Annotated in this window: 13 protein-coding genes; 1 reads left to right on the forward strand and 12 read right to left on the reverse strand. The window is 46.2% G+C overall.

Going from position 1 to position 15,129, the window contains the following annotated elements; translation table 11 throughout:
* Positions 1–376: 376 nt before the first annotated feature.
* The 4 genes from AC58UW_RS10610 to AC58UW_RS10625 are packed head-to-tail and all read right to left on the reverse strand — an operon-like array spanning position 377 to position 6,234.
* A complete protein-coding gene (locus AC58UW_RS10610) occupies positions 377–2,569 on the reverse strand; it encodes a hypothetical protein (protein ID WP_497420641.1) in 2,193 nt (730 codons plus the stop codon).
* Between the two features lie 54 nt (positions 2,570–2,623).
* Complete coding sequence (locus AC58UW_RS10615) at positions 2,624–3,778, reverse strand: ABC transporter permease (RefSeq protein ID WP_497420642.1); 1,155 nt, start codon at positions 3,776–3,778, stop codon at positions 2,624–2,626.
* Positions 3,779–3,798: 20 nt separating this feature from the next.
* The gene (locus AC58UW_RS10620) at positions 3,799–4,518 is read right to left on the reverse strand and encodes an ABC transporter ATP-binding protein (protein ID WP_497420643.1); all 720 of its coding nucleotides are present in this window, start codon (positions 4,516–4,518) and stop codon (positions 3,799–3,801) included.
* 30 nt (positions 4,519–4,548) lie between these two features.
* Positions 4,549–6,234 (reverse strand): efflux RND transporter periplasmic adaptor subunit, encoded by a 1,686-nt coding sequence (locus AC58UW_RS10625; RefSeq protein WP_497420644.1) that lies wholly within the window; start codon positions 6,232–6,234, stop codon positions 4,549–4,551.
* A 245-nt stretch (positions 6,235–6,479) separates the two neighbouring features.
* On the opposite strand from AC58UW_RS10625, the gene AC58UW_RS10630 reads away from it, so the two are divergent.
* Complete coding sequence (locus AC58UW_RS10630; protein WP_497420645.1) at positions 6,480–7,250, forward strand: DUF817 domain-containing protein; 771 nt, start codon at positions 6,480–6,482, stop codon at positions 7,248–7,250.
* Positions 7,251–7,313: 63 nt separating this feature from the next.
* On the opposite strand, the gene AC58UW_RS10635 is transcribed toward AC58UW_RS10630, so the two are convergent.
* The 8 genes from AC58UW_RS10635 to AC58UW_RS10670 form a co-directional block, all read right to left on the reverse strand.
* Entirely contained in the window at positions 7,314–8,444 is a 1,131-nt protein-coding gene (locus AC58UW_RS10635) for an L-dopachrome tautomerase-related protein (RefSeq protein WP_497420646.1), read from the reverse strand.
* A gap of 98 nt (positions 8,445–8,542) precedes the next feature.
* On the reverse strand, positions 8,543–9,196 hold the full coding sequence (locus AC58UW_RS10640; protein ID WP_497420647.1) for a YheC/YheD family protein: 654 nt from the start codon (positions 9,194–9,196) through the stop codon (positions 8,543–8,545).
* 173 nt (positions 9,197–9,369) lie between these two features.
* The gene (locus AC58UW_RS10645) at positions 9,370–10,236 is read right to left on the reverse strand and encodes a VOC family protein (protein ID WP_497420648.1); all 867 of its coding nucleotides are present in this window, start codon (positions 10,234–10,236) and stop codon (positions 9,370–9,372) included.
* Positions 10,237–10,354: 118 nt separating this feature from the next.
* A complete protein-coding gene (locus AC58UW_RS10650) occupies positions 10,355–10,894 on the reverse strand; it encodes an MFS transporter (RefSeq protein ID WP_497420649.1) in 540 nt (179 codons plus the stop codon).
* Between the two features lie 6 nt (positions 10,895–10,900).
* The gene (locus AC58UW_RS10655) at positions 10,901–12,334 is read right to left on the reverse strand and encodes an FAD-binding protein (RefSeq protein ID WP_497420650.1); all 1,434 of its coding nucleotides are present in this window, start codon (positions 12,332–12,334) and stop codon (positions 10,901–10,903) included.
* A gap of 15 nt (positions 12,335–12,349) precedes the next feature.
* The gene (locus AC58UW_RS10660) at positions 12,350–13,021 is read right to left on the reverse strand and encodes a zinc dependent phospholipase C family protein (protein ID WP_497420651.1); all 672 of its coding nucleotides are present in this window, start codon (positions 13,019–13,021) and stop codon (positions 12,350–12,352) included.
* A 314-nt stretch (positions 13,022–13,335) separates the two neighbouring features.
* The gene (locus AC58UW_RS10665; protein ID WP_497420652.1) at positions 13,336–14,220 is read right to left on the reverse strand and encodes a nucleoside hydrolase; all 885 of its coding nucleotides are present in this window, start codon (positions 14,218–14,220) and stop codon (positions 13,336–13,338) included.
* A 32-nt stretch (positions 14,221–14,252) separates the two neighbouring features.
* Positions 14,253–15,122: an aminoglycoside 6-adenylyltransferase gene (locus AC58UW_RS10670; RefSeq protein WP_497420653.1), complete on the reverse strand. Its 870-nt coding sequence runs from the start codon at positions 15,120–15,122 to the stop codon at positions 14,253–14,255.
* Positions 15,123–15,129: the final 7 nt, after the last annotated feature.

Raw genomic sequence — 15,129 nt, forward strand, 5'->3', positions numbered from 1 at the left:
CTTTTTGAATTCTTCATTATAACGTTTCCGTTGTTCACCCATGGGAACACCTCCTGATATATTCATTATCGAATTCTCTTATTGAGGTGTCCACTCTTTATTCTAGCTGCATTTCTCCTGTAATTTCGTTTCCCGGACCGGCTCGGCGAAGTTTAGCGGTAGTTTTTCCTGTTATTGCAGCTGCGAGGCAATAAAGAAGCCTGACGGGTCAAACTCCGTCAGGCTTTGGCGTTGGTTACTTTACGAAACCCACACCCTCCCGTCTAACAATTCATCATACAGCCAACTTCTACCTAACCCACCAGTAACAAATTCCGATAAACCTAGCGAGAATCCTGCTATGGCTTTACTGTGGGAACTTAAGTTACTGCAAATATTAATGGAACTGCTTAATCAGGCGCTTAGCTGTCCCGTTAGGGGTATTAATGACTTCATACATGTTGACGACGACACCCGAGTCTACTTGTTCGTTTTTAAGTCCGGTGACAATAACTTTTTGCTCGCCACTCGTCAGTTTGCCAGTTCCAACAAGTGTGGACGTTTGAGTGCCCACGATGCGGCCAAGCGAATCCACCATGTCGAATTCAATTGTCGAGAAGTTCGAGTCGATGATAACTTGATCCTCGTGCGTGATATCAAGATCCAGACTTAATTGATAAGAATAAGATCCGTTGCTATAAAGCCAACTAATCGAATCATTGTTCACTTTCATCGTGAACGGATAGAGATTAATCATGTCGCTGTCATCCTCTTTCTGCAGAGCAACCTGATACGTTCCGAGTGACACTTTGCCTTCAGACACTGACTTATCATCGAAGATATTCAGCGCAAAAGCTTCATCGTCCGCTGTTTTGCGATTCGGAAGCAGATAGGAATAGCTAACAACATATGAGCTGCCAGGCGTGAGTTGCGTGGTGACAGAGCTTTGGCGTGTGCCCGTGTACGAATTGCCGCTGCTATCCAGCAGCTCATTTTGAAACTCAGGCAAGGCAATCGTGCTTGAGCCGTTATTTGTGATTTTGTATTTGGCGATGGCGGTTTTGTAGCCGAGATCATCGTTTTCGTGAGCATGCAGTTCGACGAGCGAAACATCCACATTTTTATTGACACTAGCGTTATTATTAAAAGCCAGCTTATCGCCAAGCGAGTAGCTTGCAGCTGTCGTAAAACCGTTCTTGGCTTCGCTTGCGCCTTTAAGCAGGAACACCGTTACAGGCATCTGCCCTGTAGATCCGCCACTCGCAGAAGCTGTTGCTGTTCCAGCTGCCTCATTCGTTCCAGCCGTAGTTAACGCTGTACCACCGCTAGCACTGCTGCTGGCACTACCTGAGCTACCTCCACTGCCTGTGCTTGTTGTGCTCGCTGTCTTCTCCCAGAGGACAAGCTGAGCCGCATCCGGATCCGTGCCAGACGGCAAAATCGCATTAAAGTAATAAGTCGTCGTTTCTTTAGCTGCCAAAAATGCAGGACGAGCCGTATTATCTGCAGCTGACAACGAGGTGCCAGAATCGCCAACTTGGTAAGTCGCAATGAAAGAAGGTACGGCTGCTGACGCTTCCCCGTCATTACTTAGCGTAACGACGGTTTGCACATGCACGCCGTCTGCTTGGATCGAGTACTGAGCCGTGCTCGCTTTGACTGTCATTTGCTCCCCGTCTTGCTGCCCGCTGTACACCTGCTTCGTATCTAGAGCCGTTGTTTGGAGTGAAGCATTAAGGCTCATATTCCCGAGCGTCACATCTTCGCTTTGATTCAAGTAATAAAACTCCAACGATGCACCTGACATCGCCATTTGCTTGGAGATAGGTGTTTTTAACGTTAAAGTATCTGATTCGCTAGGAAGGAAAGTTGTGCCTGATCCGTTTGCAAGGGTAGAGGCGTATTTCAAGCCGCTAGAATCTACCAATCTGAGCTGAAGCCCTGTAGGCAGCTTAACGCTGCTGGAACCAAGGTTTTTCGCGGATACCTGCGTATACAGATACCATTTCCCATTCTCAGAAACGCGTACGCTTTGCCCTAATTGGAAAGCAATTGAGGCATCATTTGCTAAAGTGCTGTCGAGTGTCCGGAGATTAATAATCTCTTCCGGCACGGTAACTTGACCCTCGCCAAGCACAGAACTTACTGGAAGCTGGCCCAGATGTTTCATGAAATCTGCCTGGCCTGCATCCCAACGGAAGACGTCGATCTTCAGTTGATCTGCGGATTCGCCTTCGGCCAAATTGGCGTAGAAACGGAAGCTCGCTTCCTGCCCAGGAAGAACGCTAGCGCTCTTCTTTTCACTCAATTTAGCTGTAAAACTATGTCCAGCCGTATCTGTGACGCGTACGCCATATTGATTGAAGTCGATCGCATTTGGGTCCCCGTTATGTAAGGAAACAGCGAACTGCAGCGATGACGACGAGAGAGCAGCTTGGCTTAATGTAAAATAAGAAGCAGAAGAAATATAAACGGCTTCCCCTGCAGCTTGAACCATCCCTGAGGGTAATGAGGCAGCGGCTAGGCTGCCAGTCAATAACAAGGCTAAGGTCGTATGTTTCACTGAAAGTGTTATTAATTTGCGAATCATGATGTTACCTCCCGTAGCTTTTTTGTAGTCAAGAAATCATTCAGCAATCCCTAATTAATCGTAACGAAGAGCATCGATTGGCTTTAATTTGGAAGCTTTATTGGCTGGGTATAATCCGAAAATGACACCGACTAAGGCAGAGAATAAGAATGCGTAAAGGCCTACGTTGATTGAAAGGCTGGTAGCCTGACTTGGATTGATATAGGGCCAAGCGAGCGATAACGCTACCCCAACAACGAGGCCAATGAAACCGCCCATCCCGCTGATTAACGTAGCTTCCACCAGAAACTGCAGGAGAATATTCCGCCGTTTGGCCCCAATCGATTTGCGAATCCCAATCTCTCGGGTTCGTTCACTAACGGTTACGAGCATGATATTCATAATCCCAATACCGCCAACCAGAAGGGATATCGCTGCTACAGCGACTAACTGATTCGTAAGTGTGCTGGACGCTGTTTGTTTGGCGCTGATCAATTCGGATGAATTGAAAATGGTATAACCCGACGTACTCTTGAATTTGCTCGTTAAATATCTCTCAAGAGCAGCCTGCACCTTGCTGACGTCGTCCCCGCTTGCTGCTTCTACATAGGTTGAGCGAATGGAACCTAGTTTAAAATCTCTGCTCATTGTCGGCAGCGGCACAATAACAGAACTGTCTAGCGAGGTTCCGCTCGTGTTGGAACCTTTGCTTTTCAAAACACCGATAATCGTATACATGTAGCCGTTGACGTTAATCTCCTCATTCAAAGGATCATCTTTGCCAAAAAATTTCGTCGCAACCTCGGTTCCTATAACCGCTACGTGATTGCGATAGTCCAAATCTGCTTCAGCGAGGAAACGCCCGCTGCCCATTTCTCCCTTTTGCATGCTCAAATAACGGTCGTTCGTACCTATCACGTTATACGATTCTGTCGTGCGGTCATATTTGATACTCGTGCTGCCTCTGGTCATCGTCGGCGCAATCCCGCTAATTCCCGCTGTGCCTTCGAGCTCCATGATTTCCTCATACTTCAGCTGGGTTGCCCGGCCATTGCCAAGCAAATTAACCGTCAGCAGGTTCGTACCCAGTCCTTCATACTGCTTCTCAATCGACTTGGAGGTGCCTTGCCCGATGGAAACCAACGTAATAACGGAGCTAACCCCAATAATAACGCCGAGCATGGTCAAAACTGTTCTGAGCGGATTGGAGCGAACCGTGGCCATCGCCATTTGAAAAAGCTCCCAAGGCCTCATATCATCACCGCCCGCTCCACCGAAATCGGCATCGGCTGATTGCGAACATCCTTGATGATTTCGCCGTCTCGAAGCGTCACCACACGCTTGGCATGATCGGCAATATGACTGTCATGCGTAATCAGCACGATCGTGTTGCCCTGCTGGTTGAGCTCCTGAATTAGCTCCAGCACTTCAATCCCCGTTTTGGAGTCCAGAGCTCCGGTTGGTTCGTCGGCCAATATTAACGATGGTGAAATAGCTAGCGCTCTGGCAATCGCCACCCTTTGCTGCTGTCCGCCAGAAAGCTCACTTGGCTTGTGGTGTCCACGCTGGCCCATGCCTAGCTTCTCCAGCATACGCTGGGCTTGCTCTCGGCGTTGTTTGGCAGAAATACCTGCATAAATCATTGGCAATTCCACATTTTCGATGGCGGATAGTCGGGGCAGTAGGTTAAATTGTTGGAAAATAAAACCAATTTTTCTGTTCCTGAGCTCGGCTAAGCCGTTATCGGACATCTTGACCGTAGCAACGCCATCGAGCGAGTATGTGCCTGAAGTCGGTATATCCAGCAGTCCGATTGTATTCATGAGCGTGGATTTCCCCGATCCGCTGGGACCGATAATGGCAACGAAGTCACCTTTTGCAATGTGCAGGGTAATCCCTTTTAGAATTTGCAGCTCTTCATCTCCGCGCGCATAGCTCTTGGTGACTCCCGTTAATTCAATGATATTCATACGACTGGCTCCTTTCCTCGAAGCTGCTCATCACTGGCGCGCTCCTCCTCCGCCTTGACCTTGGAAGCCGCCACCGCCCCCACCTTCGCCACCTCTTTGGAATCCAGCAGCTGGCCCGCCTTCTCCGCCGGGAAATCCGCCTTGCATGTTCGCCGGGTTCGATGTCGTTGCAGCTCGGCGTGCCGGCATAACAACTTCATCGCCCTCTTCCAGTCCGCTCACAATCTCAACCTGTGTTTTACTGCGAATACCGGTTTTAATCTCATGCTGTTCTTCGACGGTTCCGTCGGCTTTCTTCAAAGAAACGGTAGACTTGCCTTTCGTCGTCGTAATGGCCTGAATCGGAACTACGAGAATATCCTTTTTATCTTGAATGAAAATTTCAGCAGTTGCCGTCATGGCATATTTCAGTACACTCTCTGGATTCGGAATAGTGACAACCGCATCATATGTCGTTACTCCGTTTGTCGTTGTTCCGACATTAGACACCGATGTCACTTCACCTTCAAAAGATTTGCCCGAGATCGCATCCACTTTCACGACAGCTTTCTGCCCTACCTTCACACTCGTTAAATCCAACTCGTCAACAGCGATGGCTAACTGCATGGTGCTTAAGCTCGCTACCGCACCTAGCGCGGTATTCGCCGTGATTTGCGCGCCTACTGGATAATTGCGAAGTACATTGCTTTTGCTATTCGCAAAGTCCGCCGAGAACACGCCGTCAAATGGCGCTGTGATCGTCAATTGATTAACCTTTTGCTGCGCATCGTACACTTTAATTTTCTGGCTGTCGATGGCGGCTTGTTTGCTAATGATGTTTTGCTGGAGATCATCGTTAAATAAGGTCGCGATGAGATCCCCCTGCTTCACAGTTTCCCCATCTTTGAACTTCAGGCTTTTGACCGTGCCGCTAGCTTCAGAAAATATGGGGGCTGTGCGCACGTAATCTAACGCAGCAAGTTCGGTAGATTCAATTATGCCATCGCCGCTTTTGATAGCGCCTTTCACTTTCAAGCCCGAGGATAACGTCCCGTCATTCGTGACCAGAACCTCCACATCAACAATCTTATTGCCGTTCGTATCAGCTTTCATTTCATGAGAAACGGTAGATACTGTTCCGACCTTAGATAGCAAATACCCGTCAACCGTCAGCTCAACGTTATCGCCTTTTTGCAATTGAACGGCTTCTTGCAGCGGGAAAGAGAGCTTGACCTTAAACTGTGATGTATCCGAAATCGTACCAATCTTCGTCGTTTTATTCACTTGACTGCCTACATCCAAATTGGCAGCTAATGTGAGCTTGCCACTCATCGGGGCAGACAAGCTCATATGGTTTTGCTCGTTTTGCAGCTCAGTCAGCTCCTTTTCCAGCTGTTGCTGACTTACCTGGGCTTCTTTCAGATTCGTTTCGGTGGAAGGAACGGACAGCTCGACAAGCACGTCTCCCTTCTTCACCGCTTGATTTTGCGTCAAATTCATTGTCTTGATAATTGCGTCTACCGGTATGACGATATTTTGTTTATCTTTTGCATCCAGCTGAGAGGTTCCCGATATGGATGAAGATATGGCTCCTTTGGTCACCTTCATTGCCGATTGCTGCCCTGCAGCGGCTGCTACAGGCTTCGAGTTGCTGTGTATGTAGTAATAAGTCCCAGCACCGCACAACATCGCAGCCACGACGACAATGATCCACTTTTTCTTCCGACTCAAGTTCATTGTTGTATTCCCCTCTCCCATGTACCAAGACCGCGATTGTCTTCGTCATATACATCTCACAAGTAGGAGTCTATAGAGCTAGGCTGAAACCTTACTGAGCAAGGGCTGAAAAAAAGTTGAAAGCTAACTTAACGTTTGCTGAAAATGGAAAATAATGCTTTGAACAAAGCATATAATTTTCGAGTCAATTTGTAGGATAGTTGCCGATATACTAACAGTGAACATACTCGAAAGGATGACATGGCATGAGACTATTTATTAAACAATTAAGCCTCTTTACTTACCATGAAGCATTGTCATGTCTATTCCCAGTGGGCATTTTCGTAACACTTGCGTTAAGCAAATTAATCACGATACCTGGCGTTCCCCGGTATGATTTTATTCTGGCAGGCTGCCTCCTACTGCAAGTTTTTATGTACCTCAGCAAGCTTGAAACCAAAGATGAATTGAAAGTGATCTGCGTCTTTCATGTCATTGGCATTGCGCTAGAATTATTCAAAGTACATATGGGATCATGGAGCTATCCAGAGGATGGGTTTAGCAAATTCGGGGGCGTCCCTCTATACAGCGGCTTTATGTACGCAAGCGTAGCAAGCTTCATCTGTCAATCCTGGCGTAGATTATCGCTTTCCTTGCACGCTTACCCGCCAAAATGGATAACTATTCCTTTCGGTGCTTGCATTTATCTCAATTTTTTTACACATCATTTCATTTACGATGTGAGATACTGGCTCATTGCATTGCTTTGCATACTCTTCTATCGCGTAAAAATTAACTTTAAGCTTTCCGAGTTTGATTATGCCATGCCACTTCCTTTATCGTTTTTGTGCATCGGTTTTTTCATTTGGATCGCAGAAAATATCGCAACTTATTTCGGTGCGTGGCGCTATCCCAATCAAGATCACTTGTGGCATTTTGTTCATCCGTCCAAAATTGTTGCTTGGTTTTTGCTTGTAATCGTATCCTTTGTCATCGTTGCTGAACTAAAACGAATAAAAACAAATAAAAACAAATAAAACTGTCCTTTAAGTAGTTCATCTACCTAATTGACAGTTCTATTTGGCAAGTCATTTAGTAAGCTACCCATATAAATAGGATTTCACATCTTTTCCAACGTAAGCTTTCCAGATAATTAAATTGTACGGATTGTTCCAATCGATGTCATAGCCCCCAAACATTTCGTGAAGCCGGTTGTTGTTAAAAATGATGGACCCCTTCTGATCAAAAGCAACCCCGTCTACCCACAGCATCCGGTCGTCGGAGACGAATTTGTGGAAGCTGCGATCCCTTGCATCGAAAAATCCAATCCCTTTTCCCTCCAACATCGTGTAAAACAAATTGCCCCGATTATCCGCGTGCATCCCGTCGGTCGTTGTCCCTTTGCTCCCAAGGACCTGCACGGAGGCATTAATTTGTTCTAGCGGTATTTGCTCGTTTCGCAATAGCCCCGTATGAATCGCGTACAAATTGCGGCCCGTTACTTGGCAATAATATAGCGTAGAACGATCCGCTGACAACGCGATGCCGTCGGCTCCGATCCGCAGGGGCTGATTCTTAAACACAGGCTTATAGTCAATTTGAAAATGAAAGTCAGGGAAATCCTGCGTACTGAACTGCCGATCGAGCACACGCCGGAATGTTTTGGTTTTCATGTTATACACAATAATGCCGCCGCGAAGCGGATGGTCTGGATGGCCGCAACCAGAATCTGTAATATACACATAACCATTTTTATTATCAACAACTAGATCATTAAGGAATGAAGTCCGATAGGGAGCGATCTCATCCGGAATGACGATAGCGTCAATCAACGTATTCCTGTTCAAATCCCAAATCACAAGCTTCTGAGACCCTTCTGGCGAAGGCTCGTAAGCTATTTTCCCTTGGTCCAGCAGCCACATGCAATTATTTTCATCAATTTCATAGCCAAGGACAGATTGCAGGACATTCACGTCTCCAACTTTATTCCAATCCCAACTCGGAAAGGCTTCTAGCAGCGGCTTTCCGTCCTTGACAACGATGAGATTCATCGTAGCAGGAATACCCTGAGACATACGCGGAACGGAAACATAATATTGCCCCTGATGATCCACTTTCACGCCGGCGGGCATCGCCTTTTTCCAGCTTTGGTTCGTTTCGAATTCTTCCTGCATCACAGCATGGGGAAAGTGCCAATCCAAACGGCTCCAGTGGCATATTATTTTATACATGAATGTGTGCCTCCTGCGACCTTGTAAGTAGTCATACACCTACCATATAGGTATGCGCTCAGGAATTAGAAGTGTGGGCTGCAGGTATCATGCCAATATTAGTGAGGTTTTGTATTCACTTCAAATATCCAAACGGTTCCCCTTTTATCGATGCCAAAATCGTACCCTAGCATGCCAAGCCCAGGATATTTGGCCTCTAGCAGCATGGTGCATGTCCGGGAAACGCCAACCATGGTGTCGATTTTGGACTTGACCAGCGAAGCTGGGAACGTTCGACGCACGGCATGCCTGCCTTTCAGCTGCGTACCGCCTTGACACAGGTTCGTGACGAAGAGTCCTGGACGTGCTAATCGGCCAACAACTGCCCGAATCTCCCAGGAACGTCCAACTTTTGCTAGCTTGACCCGGTAATCCACGGGCCTGCCATCGATAGTTGCTAAATGTATGCCCTGTTGAATCATCAAAGGGCGGTTCTGGCGAATACGGTTAATAGCTTGCAGAAGCTCCTGCCAGTTATACATTTTTTTCGTTCCTGCGTTATGAAGCATGAAGCTGCTGCCTGCTTTTTGAATTTTCATCACACGGCACCCGCCGGAACCGACAATCGGTTTGGCCACAACAAATTGAAATTGACGAAGCATTGCTGCAAGGTTCTCTGCGCTGTAGCGACGCATAGCTGGAATATGCTTGGCGACGCCGGAATGCTGCAGCAGAACAGCGAACTTCGACCATTTACTAGCAACTAAACGCATGAAAGACTCCTCCTCTGTACATGCCTTCTTTATATGCTAAAGTATGCATGGTTCGTCCGAAGCGCAAGGGACAATCTGGAACTAATTTCTCGGCAGAGGTACTTTAGACTAGGCTTGAAGACACAAAAGAAGCAGACTGGATTCCCCCAACATCTGCTTCTCATGGATTTTGCCTATTGTTCGTAATTCAATTTCAGTTGAATACCAGACGGATCTTTAACCATGTAAACATCACCGATCTCAGTAACTAACACGTTCGCCAGCCTCAAGCGCTGGGCAGCTTCATTACGTGACTGCTCATTAGAGAACACTAGGGTGTAATAATCGAGCCCTGTTCCGTTGGCAGAGCGTAATGGCGCCTCTTCACCTGCCCAAACATTCAAACCAATGTGATGATGATATCCGCCAGCGGATACGAATAGTGCTTTCATCGCCAAGCGTGCATCAGCCGCTATATCGAAGCCGAGGATATCACAGTAGAATTCCTTAGACTTCTGCAAATTTTTAACATGGAAATGAATATGCCCCATCACTGTTCCAATGGGTAAACCGTCCCAAACGGTGCCTTCCGCTTCATACATCAAGCCGTCCCAGTCAATCGGATCTGCGGCCATGATATAGTTTCCTTCGGCATCGCGCCGCCATGTGCTTCTAGGCCGATCACAATAAATTTCAATGCCGTTATGATCCGGATCAGTGATATACAAAGCTTCGCTTACTAAATGATCCGCTTGACCAATATGGATACAGGATTGAATCAAATTCTTTAAACTCATGCCTAGATCCTTGCGCGTCGGCAGCAATATTGCAAAATGATAAAGCCCAGCAGAAGATCTGCGTGGTGTGACCTGTGCATCAGGCATTTCTTCCAGTAAAACAAGGGGTTCATTGCCGTCAATCGTCAATTCAGCTGAAGTGGACGTTGACTTGCCTAGGCGAAAGCCAACAATCTCTTGATAAAAGCGAATGGAACGCTCTAAATCGGAGACAAACAATTTGATGATGCCAAGCTTCATATCCTTAGGCAGAGTCGATGACATGGAAAAGCCCCCTTTAATTGCTTACTATTTGTAATTAAGTTTAGTTAGGTTATTTAATTACGTCAAGGTGTGGAATTGGTTGTGGCGCAGGGCAAAAGACATATGATTTTCCTAAATGCTAAATCCCCCTTTTCCCTGCTCGCCAAGTCACCCAGGAGCTACTTGCGTATAGTATTGCGCTAAAGTAAAAAAGCGCATCGATTGTTAACCAATCAATGACATAACCCCCCAGAATCACTGCGAAGCCAGCGGTTATGGAAGTCCAGAAATGGAAGTTCCCTATCACTGGTCCACGCTCGCCTTTGTTGGTTAGATCAGCAAGGAGCAAACGCTCACTCATCTTTTGCATCGCATTGCTAACTCCCATCAGAAGCTGTAAAACCAACACCAATAAATAGCTAACTACCCAAGGAAAGATCAACATTGCAGCCATCATGCCAAGCGAACTCCATGTCATCAGGCGTAACCCATGACGATCCAGCTTCGAGCCCACCCATTGCGACACAGCAGCAGAACTAATGGTGAATACAGCAAAAGCAAGCCCGTATTTCGAATAACTGTTTCCGAGATTTTTAAGAAACAACAGATAATACGGATAAATCATACCCGCTGCCAACGTCACGACGCTTTGTGAACGTATGAGCCATTTCGTATCCATGATTGGTTACTCTCCTTTGTAATCCGAATAAAAGTAATTCATGAATACATGATTCGGGTCGTACTGCTCTTTTTTACGAAAAAACGCCTCATACCTTGGGTACGCCGTTTGAAATTGATCAAGCCTAGGGTAAGCGATATACGGTAAATAATAGGATCCCTTATGCTTAATTACATGGTCAAGCACGTTCTGTATCCCTGACTGCACTTGCCCCTGCCCTTCCTTTGACAAAGGAACATGGAAGAGACAAACAAGAGCGAACATATCGTCTGTCGCATAAGAAAGTACTGCTTCCTCATCATGGTTTACGTAGCGCACTGTAATGTTTAGAATGTTTAACTTCTCTGTCTGCAGTACAGCGCTCAAGTCATGGACAAAACCAGCAAATTCTTTGACCGGGATAAAATATTCCTGCAAAATATCATTGCTTCCTGCCTGCCTATTCTCCATGAACAGAGATTCTGACCGCATAGCGTTATTCCGCGTTATCAATGTGCCATCCTGTTTGGCAAATATAGGCTTTTGAAGCTTCCATAACAGATTCTTCCCCCAATTGAACGTCCGATTTAAGTTGAACATCAATTTGGAAATAACCACGCCATCTTCCCTTACCTTCAGACGATCATTGCCTTCCAGAGGTGTTGAATGGTCTTCCAAGTAATTGATTGCATACATCTCCTTAAGAAAATGGTCAGGCGCAACAGAAATCCGCGCGATATGCAGACGAATATCAGGGTCAGCCTTCACTTGCTCTTCAAAATATTGACTGTACGATTCAACATCCATTGTATCGAATCGTAGCTTATACATTTCGTTTTCAGTCAACGAAAGCGTTACGTCTAGAATAACCCCGAAAAGACCATAACCGCCGATAACAAGATCAAATAACTCCGCGTTCTCATTTCGATTCACATTAATGATACGGCCATCCGCAAGAAGCAGGCGGAATGCTTCTACACTTTTAATCAGCGATCCGTTTCGGATATCCCTGCCATGTGCATTGACACTAAGGGAACCGCCAAGTGTAAAAATGTTTTGCGACTGCATTGTCTTCACCGCCAACCCATACGGGTTCACGTAATCTTGTACGTCCTTCCAGGTAGCCCCGGCTTGGATTCGAATCCGCTTTTGCTTTGGCTGGAAAGCAAGTACACGATTGAATGATGTCATATCAATGACTATACTGTCTTTGTAGTACGTATGACCGCCTTGGCTATGCCTCTGCCCTGCAATAGAGACCGTCATATCCTTCTCCTTTGCTTCCTGCAAGATGCTGCGTAGCTGCTCCTCCTCATGACCTTTAACTACACTTGTTACTTTTACAGGGTGAAGTCGACTGTAATCTGTGATGAGATAAGGGTCTTGATCTAGCGTATCGTTTTGCACATAATTAATAACGCATAAGATGGCGAGAAGAAGGAAAGCAATCCATTTTTTCATCTTTGCTGCCTCCTCCTATTTATCTCTTATACGATTTGGTTTCACTCCTCGCTCCCAAACACGAACTAGCTCCTTAAGTTCATCAACAGTTCGATCGATAAACTCAGCTACAATTTGGTCCGTTATGTAGCATAATGCAATACGAGGTTCTTTGGACGTATCTCTCAAATTTCTTACAACATGCTCGCCATATTGTTTGACTTCGTTTTCTTGTAGGAGGGACGGAACGGAATAAGCTCTAGCCTGCAGCAGAGAAGTAAGCACGCGATCCGCCCAGTTTTCACTTTTATACAAATGATAGTCAATCTGGCAGACCTCTTTATTGTATCTACCCTTTAATGTTTCATTTTGCTCAACAAACCCCTCATTCGCTTTCTTCACATAATCTTGCCATACCGTCTCCGTCCATCTGAGATCAGTAAAGATATGCGAAACATACCCCAACATAAACTGAGTAAAGCTGTGATCATCGCTTCTTCCATGCTTTCTATAGAAATTATCGAAATCCGTTAGATTCGGCATAGTCCCATCGTCACGACATAGATGAGTTCTACCCTTGTCCTGCCTAGTAGTACCTTCCCTCATATGAATCGCATCTGGCGCAATGCTGCCAAGCAGAAACTCTGACGAAGGACTCTGATTCCATAATTGCTCCGCGATACTAAAATGCACCATTGGCCACGGCATTGTACAACACTCCCATTCGTTCTATCCTCTTAATCCTATTATATGGACGGTACCAGGAACTGGAAAGTTGATAAATAATCTGCGAACAAAAAAAACCTAAGAGCCGCGATAAAAACGGTTCTTAGGCTCATCCCTTCGTATAGTCTACCTATCATTGCTCCCGCGGCTTCGAAAGTTCCAAACAATCCAAACAAATGAGGTTTTTGTCCGCCATAACAACACCGTCCAGAAACCCTCCCCGGCAATAAATTGGTTTACCGCACATTGTACACGGACCCACAAGTTCATGCATACTGCGCCCTCCCCCGACTTGACTATTTGCACACAACAGAGAAATAATGCTCAAAAAAACGCACTCGATTGACCGTTGATGCTATTTCGTGGTTTCCATCCGCATTTTCACGAAAGCTCATCGTACCAAGCTTCCTCTCTTGCATAAAATCAACCTCAATGTGTCCTCTTTGATAGTCACAAAGCTCAGGTTCAAACAAGCAAGCAGCCACGAGCGGATCATGGAACGTCATCGGATGATTCGCCAACCAGGGGGAGCCGAAACTCTCCACCGCCTTCATCACATCTGTGTGAAAAAGATCCTCTTTTTCCTGCTTTTCCAAGACAAGCTTGGTCGTCACGTTAAGTCCGAACGTCCTTATATGCTGGACGTTTGCATGGTACACAATGGCCGCAGCATGGGGATCTACCCATGCGTTCCAATTATCTTGAGGCATATGCAAGCTTTGCTCCAACGCCTCCGAAAACACGCCGCTCATGATATACAACTCTTTGAGCAGCATGGGAATTTCCGGGTCAAGTGTGAAAAGTATGGCAATATTCGTTAAATGTCCGATAGCAACGAGAGAGATTTCGTAGGGATTTTCTCTGATTGCCTTACGCATGTGATCTACGGCTTGATATTTGCGAAAATGAGTGTCATGTAGAAACTGTGACAGATGGACGGCCCCGCCAGGAGTCGGATACAGGTCGCTAGGCAAGAGCTGTCTGTCCGCGCCAGCGAATATAGGAACATGGCGGCCAGCCGCTCTGCAAATGCTGTCTGCAATCATGGCTCTTTTCTCAACCTCACCGCCAACAGTCGATATACCGACCAATTCACACACCGGTTGTCGAAGCAAATACGCCAAGCATAAGGCGTCATCAATGTCTCCGCCGATATCGGTGTCTAACCAAACTTTTTTCATAGACGACCCTCCGCTCTATTCGACTTTAATCTTTAATAGATACCTTCCGCATTTGTAGGAAGTTTTCGCACATGTGCCAAATGCGCGGAAACCTTCTCATCTTCCTCTAGGTTATAAATAAAACCAAAGTACCGAGCTGCTTCCATGGCAGTTTCCCTGAAAAGCCCACACATGATAGTAAGTCCTTGCCACATATGATCATAGTCTCCATCAGGATACGTTTGAACAAATGCCGACCACTGTCCAGGTTCAAGATAACTCTCAAAATATTTGCCGCATTTCCCAGAGTCAACGGCAAATTCCGTATTAATTCCAATATGCCATTGAAGCATCCTTATTAACATATCCCGAACCGGGTGCTCATACATGAATTTCGCATAGGCAAGCTCCCTCCGCCATAACCCTTTCGCTATATAAGTACTCACCCACCAGAACTCATTACAGCAATCTGCAAATTGAGCTGCAGTGGGAGGAGGCGTTAGATAGTCGCGGTTGCTTGGTTCATCAAATGGCGCGATTATTCCGTCCTTGTCCAGCAAGAGTACGCTCAAGCTGTCTCTATTCCAAGATGAGAGTTGGTCTAATTCATAGAATGATAAATCGATCCGATTACCGTCAGTAAATTGCATGAGAAATGCGAATTTATGTACAGATTCTGAAGCTACCGCCCCCATGTCATCCGGCGTTTGCATGATGATAAGCTTCCCGAAGCGGTCAATCCAGCTGCGATCATGAATAAATGATTGCAACGAAGTCACCACGTACACGATGTCATAATCCTGAAAAATATCCCGGGGAACGTTCGGATTGACGCGTGAACCGTTCATGATGACCGCTCGAATGAATTCGCTTTCTTTTGCAAAAGCTAAGATGAGTGCAAGCATCTCTTTTTCAGTTCTCATATCGATT

The sequence above is a fragment of the Paenibacillus sp. J22R160 genome, assembly GCF_059692135.1.